Annotated in this window: 24 protein-coding genes and 1 tRNA gene; 9 read left to right on the top strand and 16 right to left on the bottom strand. The window is 56.8% G+C overall.

The annotated features are described in order from the left end of the window. Positions 1–75 precede the first annotated feature (75 nt). The 6 genes from AC0TNJ_RS05710 to aat all read left to right on the top strand — a co-directional run bounded on the left by AC0TNJ_RS05710 (position 76) and on the right by aat (position 5,545). Entirely contained in the window at positions 76–1,491 is a 1,416-nt protein-coding gene (locus AC0TNJ_RS05710) for a tetratricopeptide repeat protein (RefSeq protein WP_122000185.1), read from the top strand. A gap of 49 nt (positions 1,492–1,540) precedes the next feature. Further along, entirely contained in the window at positions 1,541–2,341 is an 801-nt protein-coding gene (locus AC0TNJ_RS05705) for a DsbA family protein (RefSeq protein WP_473770531.1), read from the top strand. Positions 2,342–2,585: 244 nt separating this feature from the next. Next, positions 2,586–3,059 carry a type II 3-dehydroquinate dehydratase gene (gene aroQ, locus AC0TNJ_RS05700; RefSeq protein WP_122000254.1) on the top strand — a complete coding sequence of 158 codons (474 nt, stop codon included), beginning with the start codon at positions 2,586–2,588 and terminating at the stop codon, positions 3,057–3,059. Between the two features lies 1 nt (position 3,060). Continuing rightward, the gene (accB, locus tag AC0TNJ_RS05695) at positions 3,061–3,522 is read left to right on the top strand and encodes an acetyl-CoA carboxylase biotin carboxyl carrier protein (protein WP_122000182.1); all 462 of its coding nucleotides are present in this window, start codon (positions 3,061–3,063) and stop codon (positions 3,520–3,522) included. 44 nt (positions 3,523–3,566) lie between these two features. Next, the gene (accC, locus tag AC0TNJ_RS05690) at positions 3,567–4,925 is read left to right on the top strand and encodes an acetyl-CoA carboxylase biotin carboxylase subunit (RefSeq protein ID WP_473770530.1); all 1,359 of its coding nucleotides are present in this window, start codon (positions 3,567–3,569) and stop codon (positions 4,923–4,925) included. 50 nt (positions 4,926–4,975) lie between these two features. Beyond that, the gene (gene aat / locus AC0TNJ_RS05685; protein WP_473770607.1) at positions 4,976–5,545 is read left to right on the top strand and encodes a leucyl/phenylalanyl-tRNA--protein transferase; all 570 of its coding nucleotides are present in this window, start codon (positions 4,976–4,978) and stop codon (positions 5,543–5,545) included. Positions 5,546–5,593: 48 nt separating this feature from the next. Here aat and AC0TNJ_RS05680 read toward each other — a convergent pair whose 3' ends face one another. From AC0TNJ_RS05680 to AC0TNJ_RS05640, 9 genes are all read right to left on the bottom strand, one after another. Continuing rightward, a complete protein-coding gene (locus AC0TNJ_RS05680; protein WP_122000181.1) occupies positions 5,594–6,055 on the bottom strand; it encodes a DUF2155 domain-containing protein in 462 nt (153 codons plus the stop codon). A 194-nt stretch (positions 6,056–6,249) separates the two neighbouring features. Next, the gene (locus AC0TNJ_RS05675) at positions 6,250–6,660 is read right to left on the bottom strand and encodes an NADH:ubiquinone oxidoreductase subunit NDUFA12 (protein WP_122000180.1); all 411 of its coding nucleotides are present in this window, start codon (positions 6,658–6,660) and stop codon (positions 6,250–6,252) included. A gap of 200 nt (positions 6,661–6,860) precedes the next feature. Further along, a complete protein-coding gene (locus AC0TNJ_RS05670; protein WP_473770529.1) occupies positions 6,861–7,364 on the bottom strand; it encodes a GNAT family N-acetyltransferase in 504 nt (167 codons plus the stop codon). Continuing rightward, positions 7,364–8,866: an Asp-tRNA(Asn)/Glu-tRNA(Gln) amidotransferase subunit GatB gene (gene gatB, locus AC0TNJ_RS05665; protein ID WP_473770528.1), complete on the bottom strand. Its 1,503-nt coding sequence runs from the start codon at positions 8,864–8,866 to the stop codon at positions 7,364–7,366. The genes AC0TNJ_RS05670 and gatB overlap by 1 nt, the downstream gene beginning before the upstream one ends. 143 nt (positions 8,867–9,009) lie before the next feature. After that, positions 9,010–9,477, bottom strand: coding sequence for a GNAT family N-acetyltransferase (locus AC0TNJ_RS05660; protein ID WP_473770527.1), 468 nt, complete (start codon positions 9,475–9,477; stop codon positions 9,010–9,012). 84 nt (positions 9,478–9,561) lie between these two features. Then, positions 9,562–10,995, bottom strand: coding sequence for a trigger factor (gene tig, locus AC0TNJ_RS05655; protein ID WP_473767671.1), 1,434 nt, complete (start codon positions 10,993–10,995; stop codon positions 9,562–9,564). 88 nt (positions 10,996–11,083) lie between these two features. Then, positions 11,084–11,166: transfer RNA gene (locus tag AC0TNJ_RS05650), tRNA-Leu, on the bottom strand. Between the two features lie 225 nt (positions 11,167–11,391). Continuing rightward, positions 11,392–11,961, bottom strand: coding sequence for a GDYXXLXY domain-containing protein (locus tag AC0TNJ_RS05645; protein ID WP_473770526.1), 570 nt, complete (start codon positions 11,959–11,961; stop codon positions 11,392–11,394). Continuing rightward, positions 11,958–13,088, bottom strand: coding sequence for a DUF2157 domain-containing protein (locus tag AC0TNJ_RS05640; RefSeq protein ID WP_473770525.1), 1,131 nt, complete (start codon positions 13,086–13,088; stop codon positions 11,958–11,960). Before AC0TNJ_RS05640 ends, AC0TNJ_RS05645 begins: the two co-directional genes overlap by 4 nt. Before the next feature lie 274 nt (positions 13,089–13,362). On the opposite strand from AC0TNJ_RS05640, the gene AC0TNJ_RS05635 reads away from it, so the two are divergent. Together AC0TNJ_RS05635 and trmFO are read left to right on the top strand one after the other, a co-directional pair. After that, a complete protein-coding gene (locus tag AC0TNJ_RS05635) occupies positions 13,363–13,509 on the top strand; it encodes a DUF1127 domain-containing protein (RefSeq protein WP_006466676.1) in 147 nt (48 codons plus the stop codon). Between the two features lie 265 nt (positions 13,510–13,774). Next, entirely contained in the window at positions 13,775–15,178 is a 1,404-nt protein-coding gene (gene trmFO / locus AC0TNJ_RS05630; RefSeq protein WP_473770524.1) for a methylenetetrahydrofolate--tRNA-(uracil(54)-C(5))-methyltransferase (FADH(2)-oxidizing) TrmFO, read from the top strand. Between the two features lie 52 nt (positions 15,179–15,230). Here trmFO and AC0TNJ_RS05625 read toward each other — a convergent pair whose 3' ends face one another. The 4 genes from AC0TNJ_RS05625 to yajC form a co-directional block, all read right to left on the bottom strand. After that, positions 15,231–16,064, bottom strand: a complete 834-nt coding sequence (locus AC0TNJ_RS05625; protein ID WP_473770523.1) for a phytoene/squalene synthase family protein — start codon at positions 16,062–16,064, stop codon at positions 15,231–15,233. A gap of 5 nt (positions 16,065–16,069) precedes the next feature. Further along, positions 16,070–16,459, bottom strand: a complete 390-nt coding sequence (locus AC0TNJ_RS05620; protein WP_122000173.1) for an Mth938-like domain-containing protein — start codon at positions 16,457–16,459, stop codon at positions 16,070–16,072. A 2-nt stretch (positions 16,460–16,461) separates the two neighbouring features. Further along, on the bottom strand, positions 16,462–18,738 hold the full coding sequence (gene secDF / locus AC0TNJ_RS05615; protein ID WP_473767559.1) for a protein translocase subunit SecDF: 2,277 nt from the start codon (positions 18,736–18,738) through the stop codon (positions 16,462–16,464). A gap of 162 nt (positions 18,739–18,900) precedes the next feature. Next, positions 18,901–19,242, bottom strand: coding sequence for a preprotein translocase subunit YajC (gene yajC, locus AC0TNJ_RS05610; protein WP_006466672.1), 342 nt, complete (start codon positions 19,240–19,242; stop codon positions 18,901–18,903). A gap of 159 nt (positions 19,243–19,401) precedes the next feature. Here yajC and AC0TNJ_RS05605 point away from each other — a divergent pair, with 159 nt between their 5' ends. Then, positions 19,402–20,265, top strand: a complete 864-nt coding sequence (locus AC0TNJ_RS05605; RefSeq protein ID WP_473770522.1) for an ATP-binding protein — start codon at positions 19,402–19,404, stop codon at positions 20,263–20,265. 72 nt (positions 20,266–20,337) lie between these two features. Here AC0TNJ_RS05605 and dipM read toward each other — a convergent pair whose 3' ends face one another. From dipM to surE, 3 genes are all read right to left on the bottom strand, one after another. Continuing rightward, complete coding sequence (dipM, locus tag AC0TNJ_RS05600) at positions 20,338–21,657, bottom strand: cell division endopeptidase DipM (RefSeq protein ID WP_473770521.1); 1,320 nt, start codon at positions 21,655–21,657, stop codon at positions 20,338–20,340. A gap of 181 nt (positions 21,658–21,838) precedes the next feature. Then, the gene (locus AC0TNJ_RS05595) at positions 21,839–22,507 is read right to left on the bottom strand and encodes a protein-L-isoaspartate(D-aspartate) O-methyltransferase (protein ID WP_122000170.1); all 669 of its coding nucleotides are present in this window, start codon (positions 22,505–22,507) and stop codon (positions 21,839–21,841) included. After that, positions 22,504–23,271, bottom strand: a complete 768-nt coding sequence (gene surE, locus AC0TNJ_RS05590) for a 5'/3'-nucleotidase SurE (RefSeq protein ID WP_114215526.1) — start codon at positions 23,269–23,271, stop codon at positions 22,504–22,506. The genes AC0TNJ_RS05595 and surE overlap by 4 nt, the downstream gene beginning before the upstream one ends. Positions 23,272–23,290 lie beyond the last annotated feature (19 nt).

Genomic DNA, 23,290 nt, shown 5'->3' with positions numbered 1-23,290 from the left:
CTGCACCTCCGCTATCGGTGATTGAATGCAAAGGCTATAAGATTCGAGCCAGTTTGAAGAAGGAAGAACAGCACGATGGGGATGATGACTTCACCTTTCCCAGCCAAGAGATTTTCTTTCCATAGTTTGGTTCGACGTTCGGTCGCCGTCTTGGCCGCGGCGTCCATAGCCGTCACAAGTGCCCTGCCCGCACTCGCGCAGTCGCGGGGCGGCGGCGTGCCTATCGTTCGAGACGCGGAAATCGAGGCACTCGTAGCTGATTATGCCGCGCCGATCCTCAAGGCGGCAGGTCTGGGTGGCCGCGGCATCCGGGTTATTCTCGTGAATTCCCAGAGCTTTAATGCCTTTGTCGATGGACGCCGTATCTTCATCAATACAGGCGCGATCATGCAGGCGGAAACGCCCAATGAAATCATTGGCGTGATCGCACACGAATCGGGGCATCTTGCCGGAGGGCATCAGGAGCGCTTGCGTGAACAGTTGAGCCGTGCTCGCAACATGGCGATTATAGGCATGCTGCTTGGTGTTGGAGCCGGTGTTGCGGGTGCTGCAAGCGGCAGCGGCAATGCAGCAGGAGCCGGTGCAGGTATTGCAATGGGCTCAAGCGAAATGGCCATGCGCAGTCTGCTCAACTATCAGCGTACAGAAGAAATGACAGCCGATCGGCTTGCCGTGAACTATCTCAATGCCACGGGCCAATCAACCAAGGGCATGCTCGATACTTTCGAGCGCTTTGCATCGGCATTGTCGCTTACGGGCACCCAGATCGACCAGTATCGCATCAGCCACCCTCTCCCGCGTGAGCGAATTGCCAATCTGGAAGAGCTTGCGAGAAAAAGCCCGTATTTCAACAAGAGCGATTCTCCGGCCTTGCAATTGCGCCACGATATGGCTCGCGCGAAGATTGCCGCCTATTCCGGCAATATGGGTGCGCTGCAACGCATGTTCCGTAGCAATCCCGGCGGTCTGGCTGCCCGTTACGGCAATGCAATCACGACATTCCTGAACGGCTCGGCCCGCGCTGCGCTGCCGAAGTTCGATGCATTGGTCAAGGAACAGCCGAAAAACCCATATTTCCAGGAAATGCGCGGCGAAGTCTTGCTGAAAGCCAATGATGCCGCAGGAGCGGCGAATGCTTTCCAGAAGGCCGTCTCGCTTGATCCGCGTAAATCGCCGCTGCTGCGCATGAGCTATGGGCGCGCGCTCATGCTCACCGGAGCAAAGACAAGCATGCCGACGGCAATCAAGGAGATCAAGGCAGGCATTGCTTCCGATCCGGAGTTCCCCGGAGGATACGGTTACCTGGCGCAAGCTTACGGTCAACAGGGCGATATGGCGCTCGCCGATCTTGCCACCGCCGACATGAATTATTATTCGGGCAAGCTTCAACAGGCCCAGATCTTCGCCATCCGGGCGCAAAAGCAGATGAAGCCCGGGACACCGGACTGGCTGCGAGCGCAGGACATCATCAATACCAAGAAAAGCAAGTAAGGCTGCATTCAAGCCTGACGCTGATATTCGAAACAGATTGGAATTTGGAATGAAGAACACAGTTTCCATCACGCTTGCCAGCGGCATAGTGGGCGTTGCAGCGCTGGCGGTGGGCTATTATGCAGGCACCGCCCGGCAGGCTCCTGCCCCAATCGAAAGCCCTGCTGCCGCTCCCATGGCAATGAACCAGCAGGCCATTGAAAATGTCGTCCGCAACTATCTCATCCAGAATCCAGAAATAATGCTGGAAGTGCAAAGTGCCCTTGAAACCAAGCAAGCACATGCGGCGCAGGAGCAGATCAAGCAGGTATTGGCCGCCAATCGCAGCACCCTTTACGATCCCAAGCACGACGCGGTCTTCGGCAATCCGGAAGGCGACGTGACGGTCTACGAGTTTTTTGACTACAATTGCGGTTACTGCAAGCGGGCCCTGCCGGATATGGAAGCCATCCTGAAAACCGACAAGAATGTGCGGTTCGTCATGAAGGAGTTTCCGATTCTAGGACCGGATTCCGCCAAGGCGCATATCGTGGCGCAGGCGTTCAGAGCGTTGATGCCGGAAAAATATGCTGAATTCCACGAAGTGCTGTTGGGCGCGCAAGAACGTGCGACGGAAGACTCCGCCATCGCCGATGCCGTGAAACTGGGAGCCGATGAAGCGCAGCTGCGCGAAAAGATGAAGGACCCGGCCATTACCGGCGCTTTCCAGCAGACTTATCAGCTGGCGCAGCAGCTCAACATCACTGGCACGCCATCCTACATCATCGGCGATGAACTGGTTCCCGGCGCGATCGGCGTTGACGGGCTTGTTGAGAGAATCGCAGCGGCACGCGCTGCATCAAGCAAATAAGCAATATGGCCATGGCTTGACGGACACCTTTGGTGAAACAGTTTAAGCTATGCCATTCAATATTCGTCTTGGATGAACAGAAATTGCCGTATTGCCTGCTCATTTTGCAAAGAATAGCGGGAAAAACCGGTTCGGCAAAACATCTGCGATGATTTAGAGGGTTTCGACTTGCGTCCAAGCCCTCTATATGAAATGCGAAGTGTACCGAAATTTCGTGGTAGTGCGTTATCAGTCGCGGACGGATATGGCAAAAACGGTTTTTGTTTTGAACGGCCCTAATCTCAATCTTCTCGGAAAACGGGAACCTGGGATATATGGTGTAGCAACGCTCGAAGATATCGAAGCGAGCTGCAAGCGTGAGGCTGGTCAACTCGGGCTTGATGTCGACTTCCGTCAGTCCAACTACGAAGGCGATCTGGTGAGCTGGATTCAGGAAGCAGGCGATAAAAGCGCCTATGTCCTCATCAATCCTGCCGCCTACAGCCACACTTCGGTTGCTATTCACGATGCAATCCGCTCGGCCAAGGTAACGGTCGTGGAAGTGCATCTTTCGAACATACATGCGCGTGAGGCTTTCCGGCATCACTCCTATGTATCCGCAGTCGCCAGAGGCGTTATTTGCGGCTTTGGCGCGGAAGGATACCTGCTCGGTCTGCGCGCGCTTGCGGCAATTGCCAAAGAAGAAGAAAACAACGGGCAAAGCGTTAAAGGGGCCTGATATGTCCAGCAAAAATTCCGTCATCGACAAGGAAACGATCCGCGACCTGGCGGATATTCTCAATGAAACCGACCTGACCGACATCGAAGTCGAACATGGCGACCTGCGTATCCGCGTTTCGCGCAAGGTTACGGTTCAGGCCGCAGCGACTGTTATGCCTGCCGCAGCACCTGTCGCAGCCGCTCCTGCGCCGGTTGCAGCCGCCGAACCGACAAAGGCCGACCTGTCGAAGAACGCAGTTCCGTCGCCGATGGTTGGCACCGCCTATCTCGCTCCGGCTCCCGGCGCCCGCAACTTCATCGAAGTCGGCGCGCAGGTGAAGGAAGGCCAGACCCTCCTCATCATCGAAGCCATGAAGACGATGAACCAGATTCCGGCCCCGCGCGCCGGTACTGTAAAGGCCATCCTCATCGAAGACGCTCAGCCGGTTGAATTCGGTGAGCCGCTCGTCGTAATCGAATAAGATAGCAGATTACGGCTTATTCAATGAACGGGCAGCAAAGCGCAATGTTTCAAAAGATACTCATAGCCAATCGTGGCGAAATCGCTCTTCGCGTGCTCAGGGCTTGTAAGGAACTGGGCATCAAGACCGTCGCCGTCCACTCCACGGCAGACGCCGATGCGATGCATGTGCGCCTGGCAGACGAAAGTGTGTGCATCGGCCCGCCGCCATCGCGCGACAGCTATCTGAACATACATCAGATCGTTGCGGCCTGCGAGATCACCGGCGCCGACGCTATCCATCCGGGCTACGGCTTTCTGTCGGAAAATGCCAAGTTTGCGGAAATCCTCGAAGCGCACGGCATCACCTTCATCGGCCCCACCGCTTCGCATATCCGCATCATGGGCGACAAGATCGAAGCCAAGCGCACCGCAAAGCGCCTCGGCATTCCGGTCGTTCCCGGTTCCGATGGCGGTGTGACGGACGATGTGGAAGCTGCCCGCATTGCCAAGGAGATCGGTTATCCGGTCATCATCAAGGCTTCGGCCGGTGGCGGCGGACGCGGCATGAAGGTCGCCCGCAGCGAGGAAGATCTTTCCATCGCTCTTGCAACCGCTCGCTCGGAAGCCGGTGCAGCCTTTGGCGATGACGCAGTCTATATCGAGAAGTATCTCGAAAAGCCGCGTCACATCGAAGTCCAGGTCATGGGTGATGGGGCTGGCAATGCCATTCATCTGGGCGAACGCGACTGCTCGTTGCAGCGCCGCCACCAGAAGGTATGGGAAGAAGCCAATTCACCGGCGCTCAATGCCGAGGCACGCGACAAGATCGGCATGGTCTGCGCCAATGCCTGCGCGGAACTGAGCTATCGCGGTGCGGGAACGATCGAGTTCCTTTACGAAGACGGCGAATTCTATTTCATTGAGATGAACACGCGTCTTCAGGTGGAGCACCCGATTACGGAAGCCATCACCGGCATCGATCTTGTTCACGAGCAGATTCGCGTTGCGGCCGGTCTCGGCCTGTCGGTCAAGCAGAAGGACATCCGCTTCTCCGGCCATGCAATCGAGTGCCGTATCAACGCGGAAGATCCGCTGACATTTGCGCCCTCGCCGGGCCTGATCACCCATTATCACACGCCGGGCGGCCTTGGCATCCGCGTGGATTCGGGCGTCTATTCCGGCTATCGCATTCCGCCTTACTACGACAGCCTTATCGGCAAGCTCATTGTGCACGGCCGCAACCGCGTGGAATGCATGATGCGTCTGCGCCGCGCGCTGGACGAGTTCGTGGTGGATGGCGTTAAAACCACCCTGCCTCTCTTCCAGGACCTGATTGCAAATCAGGACATTGCCAACGGCGACTACGACATTCATTGGCTGGAAAAATATCTGGCCAAGAAAACCAAGAGCGAAAGCGCCTGACGAAAGTGACCGCAGGAGTGTCCCCGGACGACTATTTAATCGAACCGGAACTGCTCCTGCGGGCCTATGCCACGGGAATATTTCCCATGGCCGAAGAAGCCGACGATCCGGAAGTCTTCTGGGTTCGTCCTGAGAAACGCGGCATTATCCCGCTAGATGGCTTCCACCTTCCCAAAAGCCTACAGAAGACCATTCGCCAGGGCATTTTCGACATAAAGCTCGACAGTGATTTTGACGGTGTGATCGATGGATGCGCCAGTGGCATCGGCGAACGCGCGCGCACGTGGATCAATGGACCAATCCGCCAGGCCTACAAAAAACTGTTTGAAATCGGACATTGCCATACGGTGGAAGCATGGCATGAGGGCAAGCTTGTGGGTGGGCTTTATGGGGTAACGCTCGGACGTGCCTTTTTTGGCGAGAGCATGTTCACGCGCAAGCGTGACGCATCAAAAGTCTGCCTTGCCTATCTGGTCCAGCATCTGGCCAGCCGAGGCTTCGTTCTTCTCGACACACAGTTCACCACGCCGCATCTTGAGAGATTCGGCGCCGTAGAAGTTCCAAGGAAGAAATACGAGAAACTGCTGGAAACTGCGCTTGACGAGATCGCGCGTTTTTAGAACACACCCCTCCGGTTACGGAGGATGATGTGCAAATAACAGGCCAAGTTATTTGCGCTGATCCGGCGGAGGCACTTCCGACTTCTGCTTGCAGTCCTTCAGCCAGACGTCATAGATCGGGTGTTCGACAGCATTGAGGCCGGGACTGTCGGCAAACATCCAGCCGGTGAAGATACGGCGTATTTTCCGATCGAGAGTAATTTCATCAACCTGAACGAATCCGTCCGTGCGCGGCGCTTCATTCTCCGTACGCGAATAACAGACTTTCGGCGTTACCTGGAGAGCGCCGAACTGAACGGTTTCATTGATGTAGACATCAAAGGTAGTAATGCGGCCCGTGATTTTGTCGAGACCCGAGAACTCCGCAACCGGATTGGTAATGCGTTCGGCCATCGCTGCCTGAAAGCAGCCGGCAGTCGCCATGAACGAGATCAGGGCAAGCTGAAAAGCCCTTTTGATCGAGTTTTTTCCGTTGCCGGGAGATTGCTTCGTCAAAACGGAGATCCGCATCCAAAGGGTTAAATTAAGCTGGAACAATTCCTAAGCATGAATTGTGACGATTCGTTGCCCTGTCGCAAGCCGCAATGCAGCCCCAGAGGGTGAAGCAAACCATCTATCCTCAGGCCTTTTCGCGATAGCGTCAAAAGTCGGACATAAGAAATCCGGCGCGGAATAACGCGCCGGACAAAGTCCGCAACAGATTATCAGTTGCCCGGTGTCCAGGCATCATATTCGCCGGTTACGCGCGGACGTTCCGCAGGCTCCGCACCCGGACGGGCAATGGCGCCCTTCGGACGATAAGCCAGCGGAGAACCAGTCAGGTTCTGCAGATGCGGCTTCTGCCAATCACGCGGCTTATAATCTTCCTTGGACGGCGGCGTGTCGACGCGATGATGCATCCAGCCATGCCAGCCCGGAGGAATGGCGCTGGCCTCGGCATAGCCATTGAAGATTACCCAGCGGCGCGTGCGACCTTCAGAGTCCTTGCCGCCCTGATAATAGATATTGCCGAACTCGTCCTCACCGACGCGCTCGCCCTTGCGCCACGTATGAAACCGTGTGCCGAGCGTCTGGCCGTTCCACCAGGTGAAAACTTGCGTAATAAATTTCTTCATGACCTATTCCAGATCCATCATTGCCACGGGTGATCAGAACCACCGGGTTTTCTTGCTTATGGCCCTATCGCCCGGCCATGGCAAGGGTCAAGTTGCCGCTGTCACAAGAGTATGAAGAGCCCAAAGCACTGCGCGCTTCACGCTTTTATGTTCCCGCATGTCTTGCTCCCCAAACCGGTCTCCACTTTGGGGGGCATGCTTTACATATTCCAGCCTTCGAGCGTCTTTTCCATGACCAGCACCGGCTCCTTGCAATTGGGATCGCCCCAATCTTCGTTGCGGCCGACCTTGCTATAGCCCTTGCGCTCATAGAAATTGACCGCCTTGGCGTTTCTCTCGATCACTTCGAGCTTCATCGTCTTCACATCGGGAAAAGCCATCTCGATTTCAGCGAGAAGCATTGTTCCGATGCCCTGAACCTGCGTATCAGGGCGGACATAAAGCTGATGCAGCGAAGCCTTGCCCTCTTCGGACTGGCTGGCAAAAGCCATTCCGTCGATGCCGCCATTGCCATTATCGGCAACGATGAACTCCGAGTAAGGCTTCTTGAGATTGGCCTTCAGTACAGCGATGCTGTGCCACTGGGCGGTAACGGCATTCACCATTTCCCGCCCGAGGAGGTCATCGAAGGTCGCGTGCCAAGTCGATACAAGCAGTTCATGCACTGCCTTGAGATCGGCTTCTGTCGCGCTTCTGACCCACATTATTCTTCGATCCCGAGCTTGGCCTTGACCAGTTCATTGACCGATTGCGGGTTGGCTTTGCCGCCCGTTGCCTTCATGACCTGACCGACGAACCAGCCAGCCAGTGTCGGCTTGGCTTTCGCCTGCTCGACCTTTTCCGGATTGGCGGCGATAACGTCATCCACGGCCTTCTCGATCGCGCCGGTATCCGTGACCTGCTTCATGCCCCGTTCTTCAACGAGAGTCTTCGGGTCACCGCCCTCATTCCAGACGATTTCGAAAAGATCCTTGGCGATTTTGCCGGAAATCGTGCCTTCCTTGATGAGATCGATGATCGCACCAAGCTGGTCAGGATTGATAGGCGATTCCTCGATATCCTTGCCCGCCTTGTTCAGCGCGCCGAGAAGATCGTTGATGACCCAGTTTGCGGCGGCCTTGCCGTCACGACCGGCAGCAACGGCTTCATAATAATCGGCAATGGCCTTCTCGGTCACAAGGATCGAGGCGTCATAAACGGAAATGCCCTGCTTTTCGACAAGACGCTGCTTCTTGACGTCCGGCAGCTCCGGCAGTTCTGCGGCCAACGCATCGACGAAGGCCTGATCGAACTCGAGCGGAAGCAGATCAGGATCAGGGAAATAGCGGTAATCGTGCGCTTCTTCCTTGGAGCGCATGGAGCGCGTTTCACCCTTTACCGGGTCGAACAGGCGCGTTTCCTGATCAATGGAGCCACCATCCTCAAGAATCGCAATCTGGCGGCGCGCTTCATATTCGATAGCCTGGCCGACAAAGCGGATCGAGTTGACGTTCTTGATTTCGCAACGCGTGCCGAACTCGCCACCGGGACGACGAACCGAAACGTTCACGTCGGCGCGCATCGAACCTTCATCCATGTTGCCATCGCAGGTGCCGAGATAGCGGACAATCGTGCGCAGCTTGGTCAGATAGGCGCGCGCTTCATCCGACGAGCGCAGGTCCGGCTTGGACACAATTTCCATCAAGGCGACGCCAGAACGGTTCAGGTCGACATAAGACATGGTTGGATGCTGGTCGTGCATGGACTTGCCTGCATCCTGCTCCAGATGCAGGCGCTCGATGCCGATTTCCACGTCTTCGAACTGGCCCTTATTGTCCGGGCCGACCGAAATCATGATCTTGCCTTCACCGACGATAGGCTGCTTGAACTGCGAAATCTGATAGCCCTGCGGCAGATCGGGATAGAAATAGTTCTTGCGATCGAAAACCGACTTCAGATTGATCTGCGCATTGAGCCCAATGCCCGTGCGAACCGCCTGCTTGACGCATTCGAGATTGATGACCGGCAACATGCCCGGCATGGCCGCATCAACAAGGGAAACATTGGAATTAGGCTCTGCACCGAACGAAGTGGAGGCACCTGAAAACAGCTTCGATTCCGACGTGACCTGCGCATGGACTTCCATGCCGATGACAACTTCCCAGTCGCCCGTGGCGCCGGAGATGAAGCGTTTCGGTTCTGGCGTGCGCGTATCAATAAGGGTCATAGTAACTCGTCTATCTCTTCCTGTGCGACGCAATGCGCAGCAAAAATTCTATCTGACTTTGGCTAAAACAAACGGCGAAGACTGGCAAGCCTTCTCTGCCCTTCAGCGTGATTTGCTCAAGCTTTCGTATGGAGCTTCCCAGCTCAGACTTCGCTAAAACCTATACGTCTGTAAAGCTTTTCGGCGCCGGAAGGGTTGTTCCGCTCCACTTTCAAACGAACCGTTGCCTGACCGCGGTGAAAGAAAAGTCGAAGCACATGAATCAAAAGTGCCTCTCCCAAACCTTCCCGCCGCCTGCCTGGATCGACAACCAGATCCTTTATGAAGGCACTATTCCAGCACTGCACAAATGCTACAGGCCGATGGGACTGATCGAGAACCAGAACGGCCAGTTCCGGATCGTACTCGCTATCGGCTATCAGCCCATTGTACCAGTTGTCGAAACCGGTGACCGAACCGCCACCACCGGCATAGGCACGAACCAGCAAATCATGGGTGGCTCGGGCATACTCGCTAGCAAACGGAACTATGCTGGCATCGGCTGGCCATGCAGGTTGGCGGGGCTCTTCGTGCATCGTCAGTTTCAGATGGAGATATGGCAATCCATTCATGTCACACCTCCAACGGCGAATTGAACTTGAAATGAAAAGGCCGCGCAATGCGCGGCCTTCTCGTATAGATCAACCTTGAAAGAATTAAGCCTCTTCGGACTTGTCTTCGTCGGCTTTCTTCTTGGGAGCGGCCTTCTTCTTCGCAGCTGCCTTCTTGGCAGGCTTTGCTTCCGAAGCTGCATCTTCGTCTTCAGCCGTCAGCTCTTCCTTCGAGACCTTCTTGTCGGTCACGTTGATGTTGGCGAGCAGATGGTCAACGACCTTTTCTTCAAAGATCGGGGCGCGCAGGTTGGCAACGGCATCCGGCGTCTTGCGCAGGAATTCGTAGATTTCCTTTTCCTGGCCCGGATAGCGACGAACCTGATCGTAAACCGCGCGCTGCAGTTCTTCTTCCGTTACTTCCACGCCTGCCTTCTCGCCGATTTCGGAGAGAACGAGGCCAAGACGAACGCGACGCTCGGCGAGCTTGCGATATTCTTCGCGAGCAGCTTCTTCGGTGGTTTCTTCGTCTTCGAAGGTGCGACCAGCCTGCTGCAGGTCGAAGTTGATCTGCTGCCAGATGTTGTTGAACTCGGCGTCAACAAGCTTCTGCGGCGTTTCGAACTGGTAGTCGCCGTCCAGAGCGTCGAGAATCTGACGCTTTACCTTCTGGCGGGTGATCTGGCCGTACTGGCTTTCGATCTGTTCGCGAACGACCTGGCGCAGACGCTCAAGCGATTCAATGCCGAGCTTCTTGGCGGTTTCGTCATCGAGAACGAGTTCGTTCGGCTTGGCAACTTCCTTGACCTTGATGTCGAAGGTAGCTTCCTTGCCAGCCAGATGAGCGGCGCCATATTCAGCAGGGAACGTAACGTTGATAACCTTCTCGTCACCAGCCTTGAGGCCAACGAGCTGCTCTTCGAAGCCCGGAATGAACTGGCCGGAACCGAGAACGAGCTGCGCATCGTTGTCGGCGCCACCTTCGAACGGCTCGCCGTCGAGCTTGCCGAGATAATCGATGGTAACGCGATCTTCGTTTTCTGCCTTGCCCTTCTTGGTTTCGAAGGTGCGGGTCGAAGAAGCGATGCGCTTCACCTGCTCATCGACTTCCTCATCGGAAATATCGACGACTTCACGGGTAACGGCGATCTTGGAGAAGTCCTTGACTTCGATTGCCGGCAGAACTTCGTAGTTCAGCGAGAAAACGAAATCGGCCTTTCCGTCGAGAACCTTTTCGGCCTCTTTCTCGTCTTCCGACATGATGACTTCGGGCTGGGTCGCCGACTTTTCGTTGCGGTCAGCGAGAATCGAGCGCGACGAATCGTTGAGGATTTCGTTGACGATCTCGGCCATGAAGGACTTGCCGTACATCTTGCGCAGATGACCTGCAGGAACCTTGCCCGGGCGGAAGCCGTTGATCTTGGCGCGACCGCGCGCAGTTTCGAGCCGCTCCGAGAGCTTGGCTTCGAGGTCCTTGGCCGGAACCACGACTTTAATCTCGCGCTTCAGCCCTTCATTGAGCGTTTCGGTAACCTGCATGTTCAAACCTTCACTTCTTGTCATTGTCCCGCCGTCACCGGCTTGCTTGCCTTGTCGCGGGAGAGAAATTCTTTTGCCTTATGGCAGTTGGTGCGGATGGAGGGACTCGAACCCCCACGGTCTCCCGCCAGAACCTAAATCTGGTGCGTCTACCAATTTCGCCACATCCGCTTCTGAACCGAAGCGCATTCCTCAGAACACACCATTATTCGTCTCAGATATTGAACCGCCCCTCGAAAGCGCGCGTCTCTATATCATCCAATTTTCCCGGTTCAAAGGAAAAAAGCCGCCTTCCCGTAGAGAATTACCGGGTTCGATCTAGCTACCCTTTTCCGTCTCTATATAGCGATCCTTCGCCGTCAGCCAACCCTTTTGAAACAAGGGGCGCTCTCGGCATCAATAAAGCGGCTCCTGATAGAGCTGCCTTCCGTCTTCCTGCAGGGCTTTTATGACCGGCATTCCTTTCGGATCGACGGCGACAACAGCGGTGATCCGACGCTCTTGCTGGCTGTCCTCGATCGCCCGTCCCTGCCCTTCGGGCACATAATATCGTTCGATGCCGAAATTGAGACGAACATTCGATTGCGGATCATCGGATATTGAATAGGCGGCTTCGCCGCGAATCTGCACTTCGCCCGCTGCAAGCTCCGAAAGAGGTGCGAATGAAGCGCGCGAAAACCGCGCTATGCCGTCCGCATCAGACTTCACTGCCACATAGACAGTGCGTGAACCGGCGGAAGGTGTGCCCGTTATGTCCTTTCTTGCCAGACTGGATATCTCGTAACCTAGCACAACATAGTCGCCACGCATCAAGTCGCGCGGATCGAAAGGTTCGGTCTGGAGTGTTACTTCCGCGCCTGAGCGCAGGACCGAGGCGCGTTTTTCGATGCCGGCATAAAGAATGCCGGTTTGCAGCAATGCGGTTATCGTCGCCCCGACATAGAGCCATTTGAACCGAGTGGTCATGGATGCACCTCCACACTGCTTTTCCTTCCGAAACGGTTCTCCATGCGCCGCACGAACGCAGCCAGCAACAAGACCAGAATGCCCGCAGTCAGAAAGAAACCGGAGGTCCCAATCATGGTGCCGACCGTCTCAAAAGCCAGATAGAGAACCTGAATCGAAAATGCGGCATAGGCGATGGAGCGCAGGCCGCCATTATTCCGTCCGGCAACAGCAATCGCTCCAATCGCAAGCGCCAGTATGAAGATGCTATATAATATGTCCCTATCCAGACTTGCGCCATCGCTGGAATAAGAGAGCGCTTGGTTGAGCTGAAGCGTGATGAGCGCCAGCAGCGCGAGAGCCAGACCGTATGCCGCCAGCGGATGTGCGAAGCGGGTCAATCTTTGCACCGTCGCATGAGCAAAACCGTCAGCAAGTATCAGGCCGTTTCCCACGACCAGCATAAGTACCAGCACCGTATTGCTCTCGTGCTCGGCATAAATGAGCAAAGCCCAACCGATGGAGAACATGGCCCACAGATGCGCCGCATGCCGCGAGCGTGTGAACAAGGCCGCCACTGCCCCGAACAGCAAAAGCAGCGGCCCGACCCAGCGATAAGTCATGTCGTCATAGGACGAGGTATCAAACACATAGGTGGAAAGATAAAAGCAGGCGACGCCAGCACCAAAAGCCGCCAACACTGGCGCGCGCAGAAGAAAGGCCGAAATCAAGACGCCAACGGACCAATAGATTGCGGCGGAATGGATGTCGCCGGACAAATGATACATCTGCCCCACAAGCGCCAGCCCTGCCCCGAAGGATGCGGCCCCTACAATATAGAGTGCCGCCGGGAACAGCTTGTCACCCCGAACTTGCCGCCACGCGCCACCGAGATAGCTTGTGCATATAAGAACGAATATGAGGCCGATGCGCATGAGGCGCGGCATTTCCTGCCAGTTAGCGGCAACGAGCATGATAACGGCTGCACCAAGAAGCAGCCCGCCAAGGGTGGCCAGAACGGAACCGAGACTGAAGACCGAAGCCCGCTTTTCAAGGTCGGCGTTCAATTTCGATGCAGTCTCCGCATCGATCAGGCCGTCCCGCTGCCATCGCTCTATCAGGCGCTCAACAGATATGGAAAATGACAAATTAGCTCCTGCTCATTCCGTCAGTTGTTGCTGCCGCAACCGTAAGCGATTGAGAACATATAGGAAACCGCGCTGGCGGCAAAGAGTGGATCAAATCGCTTTGCGGCAATTTTGTGCCCTACCAGTCTAATCGATTTAGAGTGACGTGCAGAACCCGCAGAGCAGCTATGCAAAGTCGGGTCTGCAACCTGCGAAAACAATAGCTTATATCATGGCCAACAAACGAGATGAATTGAACAGAACTCCAGTTCCTCAACGATGAAGGAATAGCACGATGAACCTGCTTCGCTCTTACAACAACTGGCGCCGTTACCGCGACACCGTCAATGAACTCAGCCAGCTCTCCACCCGCGAGCTGAACGATCTTGGCATCTCCCGCGCGGACATTCCGTTCGTGGCTCGCCAGACCAAGGCTCGCTAATTCAACGAGCCTCATAATTTTCCCGATACGGGTTTCTCCAAGTCTGGCTCCTCCTCCCACCAGACTTGGTTCATCGCAGAACCACCCTCCTCCCAGGTTCTGCGATAACAAGACCGGTTCTCCTCCTCCCAATGCCGGTCTTACCATAATGGCATCCGTCGCTCCTCCTCCCGCGACGGATGCCATTTCTTTTTGCGGCTCGATTCCTCTTTCCGGCGCGCCTTCTCCATTGAAGGCGTTCAGCAAAGGCGATAAGGGAATGGCCATGTCAAAAACACCCGATCTTTCTCCCGTTCACGTCGTCGGCGGCGGCCTTGCCGGTTCTGAAGCAGCATGGCAGCTCGCGCAGGCGGGCGTGCCCGTCATATTGCACGAAATGCGTCCAGTGCGCGGCACCGATGCGCACAAGACCGAGCAGCTGGCAGAGCTGGTCTGTTCCAACTCATTCCGCTCGGATGATGCTGAAACCAATGCCGTAGGCGTTCTTCATGCCGAGATGCGCCTTGCCGGTTCGCTCATCATGGCTTGCGCTGACGCCCATCAGGTTCCGGCTGGCGGTGCATTGGCTGTCGATCGCGAAGGTTTTTCGCAGGCCGTCACTGCCAGGCTTGAAGCCCATCCGCTGATTACCATCGTTCGGGAAGAAGTCACCGGCCTGCCGCCGGAGGAATGGGGAACGACCATCGTTGCCACCGGGCCTTTGACTGCACCCTCGCTGGCCGAGGCCATTCAGGCGCAAACCGGTGCGGATGCGCTGGCTTTCTTCGATGCGATTGCGCCGATCATCCATTTTGATTCGATCAATATGGATGTCTGCTGGTTCCAGTCACGCTATGACAAGGTGGGGCCCGGCGGCACCGGGAAAGACTACATCAACTGCCCTATGGACAAGGAGCAGTACGAAGCTTTTGTGGCTGCATTGGTCGAAGGCGACAAGACCGACTTCAAGGAATGGGAAGGCACACCCTATTTCGATGGCTGCCTGCCGATCGAGGTGATGGCCGAACGCGGAGCGGAAACCTTGCGCCATGGCCCCATGAAGCCGATGGGCCTTACCAATGCGCACAACCCGACCGTAAAGCCCTATGCTGTTGTGCAGCTTCGTCAGGACAATGCGCTTGGCACGCTCTACAATATGGTCGGCTTCCAGACGAAGCTCAAATACGGCTCGCAGACGGGCATCTTCAAGATGATTCCGGGGCTGGAGAACGCTGAATTTGCGCGTCTCGGCGGCCTTCACCGCAACACCTATCTGAATTCTCCCGTGCTGCTTGACGGCACGCTTCGGCTGAAATCACGCGAGACATTGCGCTTTGCCGGTCAGGTGACAGGCTGCGAAGGCTATGTCGAATCGTCTGCGATCGGCCTGCTGGCGGGCCGTTTCACAGCCGCCGAGAAGCTGGGGCAAACGTTGACGCCACCTCCCGGAACCACGGCATTCGGTGCCCTGCTTGGGCATATCACGGGCGGACATATTGTTGCAGACGACGAGCCGGGCAAACGTTCGTTCCAGCCGATGAATGTGAATTTCGGCCTGTTCCCGCCCGTCGATGTGCCGAAGCCCGAAGGCAAGCGTCTGCGCGGCAAGGAAAAGACGATTGCCAAAAAGCGTGCGCTTTCCGCGCGCGCTCTCGCTGATTGCCGCCAATGGCTGGGGCTGGCTGAGTGATATTGCGACAGGCTTCAGGTCGATTAAACTGAAGCCTATCCTTTTTGGCCGCTCAGAAGTTGGCTCTGAACATGAGCCATTGCTTTCGGATCGCGGATATGTCCGCGATCTTCTCGGTGGCCTGCGTGCCGAGGCGCTCGATTGCTCGCAGATAGGCCGGGACAAGCGCCAAGGACAGAAACGCCGGAGCAAGGCTCTTCGGCAGTTGCGACCTGTTCTTCTCGAAAATCGCCAGATGTTCCCGCGCGAAAGCCAGCATGATGCTGATGACGCGTTCGGTGGCCGCTTTGTCTTCCCCTGCGAGCAAGGTTTCTCGCGTCACACCGACCGCCTGCAACATGTCTGCCGGAACATAGAGTTGCCCACGCCGCCGATGAATGGGCATCAGGCGAAGCAAACCGGTCACGGCCTGCGCTACTCCCGCATGGCCCGTTATCTCGGTTTGTGCCTGCGCGGCGTCCCTATCGAGTATAAAACCGGCTAGCTGAATGATCGCCGACGCGGTTTCCCCACAATAACCTTCCAGATCATTGCGGCTCGGCATCGGGTCGTCATAAAGATCGAAAATGCGCGCTTCGCAGTAATTGTCGAAGGCGGCACGCGGCAGCTCATATTTTTCAATGGTGCCGATCAGCGCTGCGGCGACGGGATGCGCTTCTGCACTGCCCCTTGCTTCGCCGTTGATGAGATCGCGCCACCATTGCAAGCGCACCTCGCCCGGCAGCGGTTCGTGGACCAGATCGCGGATGCGCGCGATCTCGGCATTGAATGCGTATAATGCCGCCAGACCGCCGCGACGATCCTCCGGTGCGTAAAGCACTGAAAGATAGCGGTCCCGGTCCGCCTCGCGAAGCAATGCCAGGCAATGCGCCTCATTCTCGTTCATGGTAGTCAATCTACAGCAATCAGCGCCGCTGCAACCGCGCGATCTTCAGCCAGAAGCACATTATAGGTGCGGACCGCCGCACCCGTGCTCATGGGATCGGATGAAATGCCATGTTCGCGCAGGATGGCGCGCACGTCTTCCGGGATACGGCGCAGATCCATGCCCGTGCCCACCAGCAGAATTTCAATATCCGATGCCTGTTCAAGGATCATCTTGAGGTCAGCCTTGGCCAGTATCGGCGGCGTTGCGGGTGCCCAGCCATGAATGCCCGACGGCAAGCAAAGGACAGAACCGCGATGCGACATTTCCGCAAAGCGAAAGCCCCCATTGCCATAGGCATCAATGGGCGCACGACCCGGAAAATGGGCCTCTCTTATCTCTATCCCATGGGCCATTGTCAGCTTTCCAAATTCAGCGATTGCGCCAGTTCGTCATCCATCGCGTCACCTTCTTGCGGCCCGCGCGGTTTGAGCCCGAACTGAACCAGCAACGGAGCGGCGATGAAGATCGACGAATAGGTCGCAACAATAATGCCGACGCTGAGCGCCAGAGCAAACATACGGATTTCCGTGCCGCCAAACGCATAAAGCGGCATATGGGCGAGGAAGGTCACGAAGGATGTCGGCAGAGTGCGCGACAGGGTCTGATTGATCGAGGCATCGATGATGGCAGGCAGAGGCGCGCTTTTATAGACCCGCAGATTTTCGCGCACACGGTCATAGATCACCACCGTATCGTTGAGCGAATAGCCGATGATCGTGAGAATTGCGGCAACGCTCCACAGATTGAATTCCATGCGGAACACAATGAACATGCCCGCAAGAATGATGACGTCGTGCAAGGTCGACAACACCGCGCCAAGCGCGAGCTGCCAGCGGAACCGGACCCAGACATAAATGAAGATGCCGATCAGCGACAGGATTACTGCCAGAATGCCAGCACGCGAAAGCTGCTCCGAAACCGTCGGTCCGACCACTTCGACCCGCTGGAACGCGTAATCCTGCTCGAACTCCCCGCGCAGTTTCACCGCGACGGTCTGTTCTGCATCGTCGCCGACTTCCTGGCTTCCGATAATGACAAGGGCGGAGCGCGGTGACTTTGCCGGAAGTACACGGGCGCTGTCGATGTTGAGTTCAGCAAGCCGTTCGGTGATGTCTTCAAGATTGGCGTCGCCGCTGCGCGCCTGCAGTTCGACCATCGAGCCACCGCGGAAATCAATGCCGTAGTTGAAGCCGATATTGACGAACAGGGCGACGACGATGGCACAGGCCAGCACCGAGATGCCCAGCGTCACAAACTGGAGGCGCATGAACGGAATGTGCGTCACCGTCGGGACCAGTTTCAGGCGACGCTTCGGCACTTCCTTGGGCTTGGCCGTGCGCACCCACTGCGCGATCAGCAGGCGGGTGAAAGTAAGCGTGGTGAAAAGCGTCGTACCGATACCGACCGCCACCGTCAGCGCAAAGCCGTGGACCGTTCCTGATCCGAGCAAGAACAGAACGAGCGCTGCAATAAGCGTGGTGAGGTTCGCGTCGATAATGGTCGAAAGGGCGCGATAGAAGCCGGATTCCATCGCCTGAACGACGGAATAGCCCTTGCGGCGATCTTCGCGCACACGTTCGTAAATCAGGATGTGGGCGTCAACAGCCAGACCGATGGTCAACACCAGACCCGCAATGCTGGCCAGACTGATCGACGCACCGATCAGTGACAGTATTGCCGTCAGGATGATGATGTTGCCGGCCAGTGCGACCATGGCGATCACACCGAGGATACCGTAGGACAAGACCATGAACAGGCCGACGAGCAAGGCAGCAAGCAAGGCGGCCAGTGCGGCGGCGCTGGCATAGTCCTCGCCCAGAGCCGATGCTATCGTGCGTTCTTCCAGAACCGTGACATTCTGTGGCAGCGCGCCGGAGCGCAATACCACCGCCATGTTGTTGGCGGCCTGAAGATCGAAAGCACCTGAAATCTGCAACTCGTTGGTATCAAGCTTCTCATCGACGGCGGGCGCGGAAACGATCTGGTTGTCAACGACGATGGCAAAGCTTCCGCCAACCAGATGCGATGTTGCCTCGGCAAGGTTCTTGCGACCCGCATCGTCCAGCGTGAGCGTGATGACGGGTTCGCTATCGTCGTCCGAAAGCGTCGCCTTTGCGTCGGTCACATTTGCGCCGGTCAGGATCGGCTCCTTCTTCACGAGGTAACCGACCGGCGGGTCGTCATAAGAATAGATAACTTCACTGTCTGCGGGCGGCGTTCCACGAATGGCATCGTCCGGCCCCATGGTGCTGTCGACCGCACGGAAAGAGAAATTGCCGCGAACGCTGAGAATGTCCTTCAGAAGCTGCGCGTCATAAACGCCGGGAACTTCAACCCGAATCTGATTGCGGTTTTCCGCTTCGACCAGAGGCTTGCCATATCCCAGTTCTTCAAGGCGCTGGCGCATGATGTCAGCTGTGCGCTCAAGGCCCCCTCTTCCGGGATTTTGCACTTGCAGGACCAGGCGCGAGCCGCCGGAGAGATCAAGCCCAAGGGCGATCTGCTGTTTCGGCAGGAAATTTGGCAGCTTTGCCAGCGTTTCACGCGAGAAAAAGTTGGGGGATGCGATGACGAAACTCACGAGAACCGCGAGCCATATCAGGGCAGATTTCCAGCGTGAAAAATAGAGCATGGAGCAGCAATTCCGTATCGGCTTGGATAGAGCATGCCGGAGTTCACCTGTTGCGAACCGCTCTCCGGCGTCGTGGCACGCGCCTCCTATTTGGCGCTTGCCGAATAATGCACAGGCCCCGGTTATGGAAATCTTACCGGGGCCTGCGTGTCGTAAAAAGAATTACTTGTTCTTGTTGTCGGCGACAGGTTCGCCCTTGACGCGAACATCCATCAGCGTGCTGCGCATGACGCGGATGCGCACGCCTTCAGCGATTTCGACTTCCAGTTCGTTGTCGTCAACGACCTTCTGGACCTTGCCGACAATGCCGCCGCCGGTGACGACCGTATCGCCGCGACGAACCTGCGATAGCATTTCCTGACGCTTCTTCATCTGGGTCCGCTGCGGGCGGATGATGAGGAAGTACATGATCACGAAGATCAGGATGAACGGCAGAATGCTCATGAGCATGTCTGGTCCAGCAGCGCCGCCGGATGCTTGAGCGAAAGCCGGTGTTACGAACATTAGGAACTCCTCTGAGGTCTCGAAGACAAATTATTAACGGCATTACAATGGTTAGCGCGCCAAATGCAACCGACGATGACCCCGCCTGCGCCAAGGTCGCACACTTTTCGCCTCCGCTGTGGCATGTTAAGCCATTACCCCTATCATCAGGGGCATGAAATGACGACCGAAGACATACTCAGCCAGAAACTGGACCGTTTGATCGCCGCTCTGGAACGCATTGCGCCGCCAGAAGCCAAAACACCCGATCTTGATACCGCAGATTGCTTTGTCTGGGCTCCCGAACGACTGACCCTGGATCCGGTGAAGCGTGTTAACCGAGTGGATATCGAACTGATCCGTGGCGTAGATTTGGTACGTGACCAGCTTGTGGACAATACCCGGCGCTTCGCAAAAGGATTTCCGGCCAACAATGTGCTGCTCTGGGGCGCACGTGGCATGGGAAAATCCTCGCTCGTCAAAGCTGCGCAGGCAAGCGTCAATGCGGAAATGAAGGACCGTACCCCACTCAAGCTGATCGAAATTCATCGCGAGGACATTGATAGCCTTCCGACATTGATGAATCTCATCAAGGATACGGACTATCGCTTCATCCTGTTCTGCGATGACCTTTCCTTCGATCACGATGATACGTCCTATAAATCGCTCAAGGCGGCGCTCGAAGGTGGTGTGGAAGGCCGTCCCGGCAATGTGATTTTCTATGCAACGTCGAACCGACGCCATCTCATGCCGCGCGACATGATCGACAATGAGCGCTCGACGGCGATCAATCCTTCGGAGGCCATTGAGGAAAAGGTTTCGCTGTCAGACCGTTTTGGTCTCTGGCTCGGTTTCCATAAATGTAGCCAGGACGATTATCTCGCCATGGTTGACGGCTATGCGGCCTATTTCAAGCTGGCATACGATCCTGCCAAGATGCATGCAGAAGCACTGGAATGGTCCACAACGCGTGGAAACCGCTCCGGCCGTGTTGCATGGCAATATATACAGGATCTGGCGGGTCGCCTCGGCATTGCCATGTAAAACGCTTGAACGACGCATAAAAGAGAAAGGCGGACTTTTGGGGTCCGCCTTTCTTGTTGAGTCACATTCCGATCAGGATTCCAGATATTTGGAAGGATTGACCGGCGCGGAGTTCTTGCGCACTTCAAAGTGCAGCTTAGGCGATTTCGCGTTGCCGCTCATGCCCGACTTTGCAACTTCTTCGCCGCGACGGACTTTCTGTCCACGCTGAACCAGTATCTGGCTGTTGTGACCGTAAACGGTAACGAGGCCGTTGTCGTGGCGGATCAGAACCGTCTGGCCGAATTCCTTGAGGCCGTCACCGGCATAGATGACAACGCCATTTTCAGCGGCCTTCACCGAGGTGCCTTCAGGAACCATGATGTCGATGCCGTCGCTTACCGAAGTGCCGTCACGCTGGCCGAAGCTTGCGAGAATGCGGCCACGCACCGGCCAGCGCATCTGCGAAATGCCAGTGGAGGAAGGCGCTGCCGCCTGATCCTTTTCGGCATCCTCGATCACCTTGTTGCTCGCCTGGGGCGGCGTGTAAGGCTTCACATCGGCGTTGGCGGCTGGGGCGGACGCTGTCTTGGCCGGGTTTTCCGGCGGCTGCGAAACTGCGGCAACCTGCGTTGCATTGCCAGCAGCGGCAGAAGGAATGACAAGCGCCTGTCCGACGCGGATAGCGCCGTTCGACAGTCCGTTGGCCTTCTTCAACTGCTCGACAGGCACATTGTGCTTCTGCGCGATGGAGAAGAGTGAATCGCCGCTCTTAACCGTGTAGGTGCCGTTCGGCGCTGGCGGCGTGGTAGCATTTGCCCCCGCCGAGGCCATGTCGGTTGCCGAAGGCTTCTTGCCGTTGACGGCAGGCGCCTGCGGTACGACCGCGATATTATTGTCCGTTGGCCGTGGAACAGCCGGAGTCGCCGGAAGCTGACCCAGAACCTTTTCCTGCGCGCCGTTCACGGTATTGCGCGTAGCGGTGGCGGCACTGGCAACCTTGGTTTCGGCTGCATTGACCGTGCTGTTCACACGGTTTGCGGCCATGTCCTGTGCCTGACCAACCTGGTTCTGGATGTGATTGGATGCCGCTGCAACCGGAGCCTGAACGGACTGACGCGCTGCGGCGACCGGTGCCGCCATCGGCGCCGAGGACACCGGCGGCAGTGAATTACGCTGGACCGAACCGCTGGAAGCGGGAGCCACAGGAGCCGCGGATGCATAAAGATCGCCAGCCGGCTGCTGTGCGACACGCTGACTGGACGTAGAGCCCGTACTGATACCATCAGTGAAGCGCATCGTATCGGCACTGCACCCGGCACCAAAACCGGCAATCAGAACGATCGCGACATTCCGCAGGAGACGTTCAGACGTGTGCTGCAAAATTTGTAAACGCATGTTCAACTCGCCCATACTCGAAACTCAGTAAGGTGATTAAAACGCGTTAATGTTACTCTCTGGTTAAGAAGGGCCAATCTTCGAAAAAAGATTCACCAATTAAATACCATAAGCGCACAAAGCCGCCGAAAAGCCCTCCCCGGCAATGCTGGAAAGAGCCAAAGAGCCTTCTTTTTGACGAATCAATACGCCGCCGTCACAGAACCGACGAGACACCTTCGATGAAGGGCTGATAGCGGACCGCCATCAGGTCCTCCTGCTCGAATCGGCTGCCAACCTTGGCGACGCGCGTCATGACCTGCGGGCCATCGCCCGGACCGATGGGGGCAATCAACACGCCATGCGTCGCCAGAAGATCGACGAAATGACGCGGCACTTCATCGAAGGCGAGCCAGATCAGGATGCGGTCGAACGGGCCGCCCGGCATTCCATGACGACCATCGGCATGCTTGACCATGATGTTTTCGCGCTTCAGCGACACGAATTGCTGCAAGGCATGGTCGCAAAGCTTGCGATAGCGCTCGACAGTCGTGACGCGACCGGCAAGCGTCGACATGACGGCCGCCGTGAAGCCGGAGCCTGTTCCGATTTCGAGAACCCGATGACCGGGCTCCAATTTCAGCGCGGCGATGGCGCGGGCCTGTTCATCGATGCCCTCCATGTATTCACCGCAGTCGAGCGGCGCAGTCCGGGGGCTATAGGCGAGATGAGACCATGCGGACGCGAGAAAACTCTGGCGGGGCGTGGCCTCAATGGCTGCGAAGAGGCGCGGATCGTCAATACCGTATCCGCGCATCCGCATGACGAAGGATGCAAATCCTTCCCTGTCCGAAAGCCGTGGGCGCTCAGACGCTGCCTGCCTCATGCTTCAACCCCAAGTGCTGCGCTCAATTCTGCCCGAACCTTATGCGCGGTCAAATCAAGGTGCAACGGGGTTACCGAAATGCAGTCGGAACGAATGGCCGCAATGTCGCTGTCATCGGCGACAGGCGCCTTGCCGCGACCGAAGTGCAGCCAGAAATAAGGGAAGCCGCGTCCGTCGCGGCGCTCGTCGAGGCGCGCATCGTGGCTAAGCTTGCCCTGTGCCGTGACGCGCACGCCCTGCACTTCCTCCGGGCCGCAGTTCGGGAAATTCAGGTTCAGAAGAACCCCTTCCGGCCAGCCAGCCTCCATCAGCTTCTTGATAAGGTCCGGCGCGTGGGCTTCCGCCGTTTCCCACGGCACGATACGGCGGTCGCCTTCATATTCGTATTCCTGCGACAGCGCGATGGCTCGAACACCCAGCAAGGTCCCTTCCATTGCACCGGCAACGGTGCCCGAATAGGTCACGTCGTCGGCCATGTTGGCACCGGAATTGACGCCGGAAAGAACCAGATCGGGCGCGCCCGGCAGCACGTGGCGCACACCCATGATGACGCAATCGGTCGGCGTGCCGCGCAAGGCAAAATGACGTTCGTCAATCTGGCGAAGGCGAAGCGGTTCTGACAGCGTCAGCGAATGCGCAAGGCCGCTCTGATCGGTTTCGGGAGCGACCACCCAGACATCGTCGGAGAGTTTGCGTGCGATCCGCTCCAGAACTGCGAGGCCTTCAGCGTGGATACCATCATCGTTCGTCAGCAGAATTCGCACGTCATCACTCCTTCATCTA

It is taken from the genome of Ochrobactrum sp. PL_is483, assembly GCF_055816855.1.
Note: the sequence above shows the minus strand (reverse complement) of the source record. Positions and strands in the feature narration are given on the sequence as shown.

Bases quoted from the DNA above. Each gene is read 5' to 3' on its own strand.
- AC0TNJ_RS05710 (WP_122000185.1), top strand. From the start codon at position 76: ATGGGGATGATGACTTCACCTTTCCCAGCCAAGAGATTTTCTTTCCAT.
- AC0TNJ_RS05705 (WP_473770531.1), top strand. From the start codon at position 1,541: ATGAAGAACACAGTTTCCATCACGCTTGCCAGCGGCATAGTGGGCGTT.
- aroQ (WP_122000254.1), top strand. From the start codon at position 2,586: ATGGCAAAAACGGTTTTTGTTTTGAACGGCCCTAATCTCAATCTTCTC.
- accB (WP_122000182.1), top strand. From the start codon at position 3,061: ATGTCCAGCAAAAATTCCGTCATCGACAAGGAAACGATCCGCGACCTG.
- accC (WP_473770530.1), top strand. From the start codon at position 3,567: ATGTTTCAAAAGATACTCATAGCCAATCGTGGCGAAATCGCTCTTCGC.
- AC0TNJ_RS05680 (WP_122000181.1), bottom strand. From the start codon at position 6,055: ATGCGGATCTCCGTTTTGACGAAGCAATCTCCCGGCAACGGAAAAAAC.
- AC0TNJ_RS05675 (WP_122000180.1), bottom strand. From the start codon at position 6,660: ATGAAGAAATTTATTACGCAAGTTTTCACCTGGTGGAACGGCCAGACG.
- AC0TNJ_RS05670 (WP_473770529.1), bottom strand. From the start codon at position 7,364: ATGTGGGTCAGAAGCGCGACAGAAGCCGATCTCAAGGCAGTGCATGAA.
- gatB (WP_473770528.1), bottom strand. From the start codon at position 8,866: ATGACCCTTATTGATACGCGCACGCCAGAACCGAAACGCTTCATCTCC.
- AC0TNJ_RS05660 (WP_473770527.1), bottom strand. From the start codon at position 9,477: ATGAATGGATTGCCATATCTCCATCTGAAACTGACGATGCACGAAGAG.
- tig (WP_473767671.1), bottom strand. From the start codon at position 10,995: ATGCAGGTTACCGAAACGCTCAATGAAGGGCTGAAGCGCGAGATTAAA.
- AC0TNJ_RS05645 (WP_473770526.1), bottom strand. From the start codon at position 11,961: ATGACCACTCGGTTCAAATGGCTCTATGTCGGGGCGACGATAACCGCA.
- AC0TNJ_RS05635 (WP_006466676.1), top strand. From the start codon at position 13,363: ATGAACCTGCTTCGCTCTTACAACAACTGGCGCCGTTACCGCGACACC.
- trmFO (WP_473770524.1), top strand. From the start codon at position 13,775: ATGTCAAAAACACCCGATCTTTCTCCCGTTCACGTCGTCGGCGGCGGC.
- AC0TNJ_RS05625 (WP_473770523.1), bottom strand. From the start codon at position 16,064: ATGAACGAGAATGAGGCGCATTGCCTGGCATTGCTTCGCGAGGCGGAC.
- AC0TNJ_RS05620 (WP_122000173.1), bottom strand. From the start codon at position 16,459: ATGGCCCATGGGATAGAGATAAGAGAGGCCCATTTTCCGGGTCGTGCG.
- secDF (WP_473767559.1), bottom strand. From the start codon at position 18,738: ATGCTCTATTTTTCACGCTGGAAATCTGCCCTGATATGGCTCGCGGTT.
- yajC (WP_006466672.1), bottom strand. From the start codon at position 19,242: ATGTTCGTAACACCGGCTTTCGCTCAAGCATCCGGCGGCGCTGCTGGA.
- AC0TNJ_RS05605 (WP_473770522.1), top strand. From the start codon at position 19,402: ATGACGACCGAAGACATACTCAGCCAGAAACTGGACCGTTTGATCGCC.
- dipM (WP_473770521.1), bottom strand. From the start codon at position 21,657: ATGGGCGAGTTGAACATGCGTTTACAAATTTTGCAGCACACGTCTGAA.
- AC0TNJ_RS05595 (WP_122000170.1), bottom strand. From the start codon at position 22,507: ATGAGGCAGGCAGCGTCTGAGCGCCCACGGCTTTCGGACAGGGAAGGA.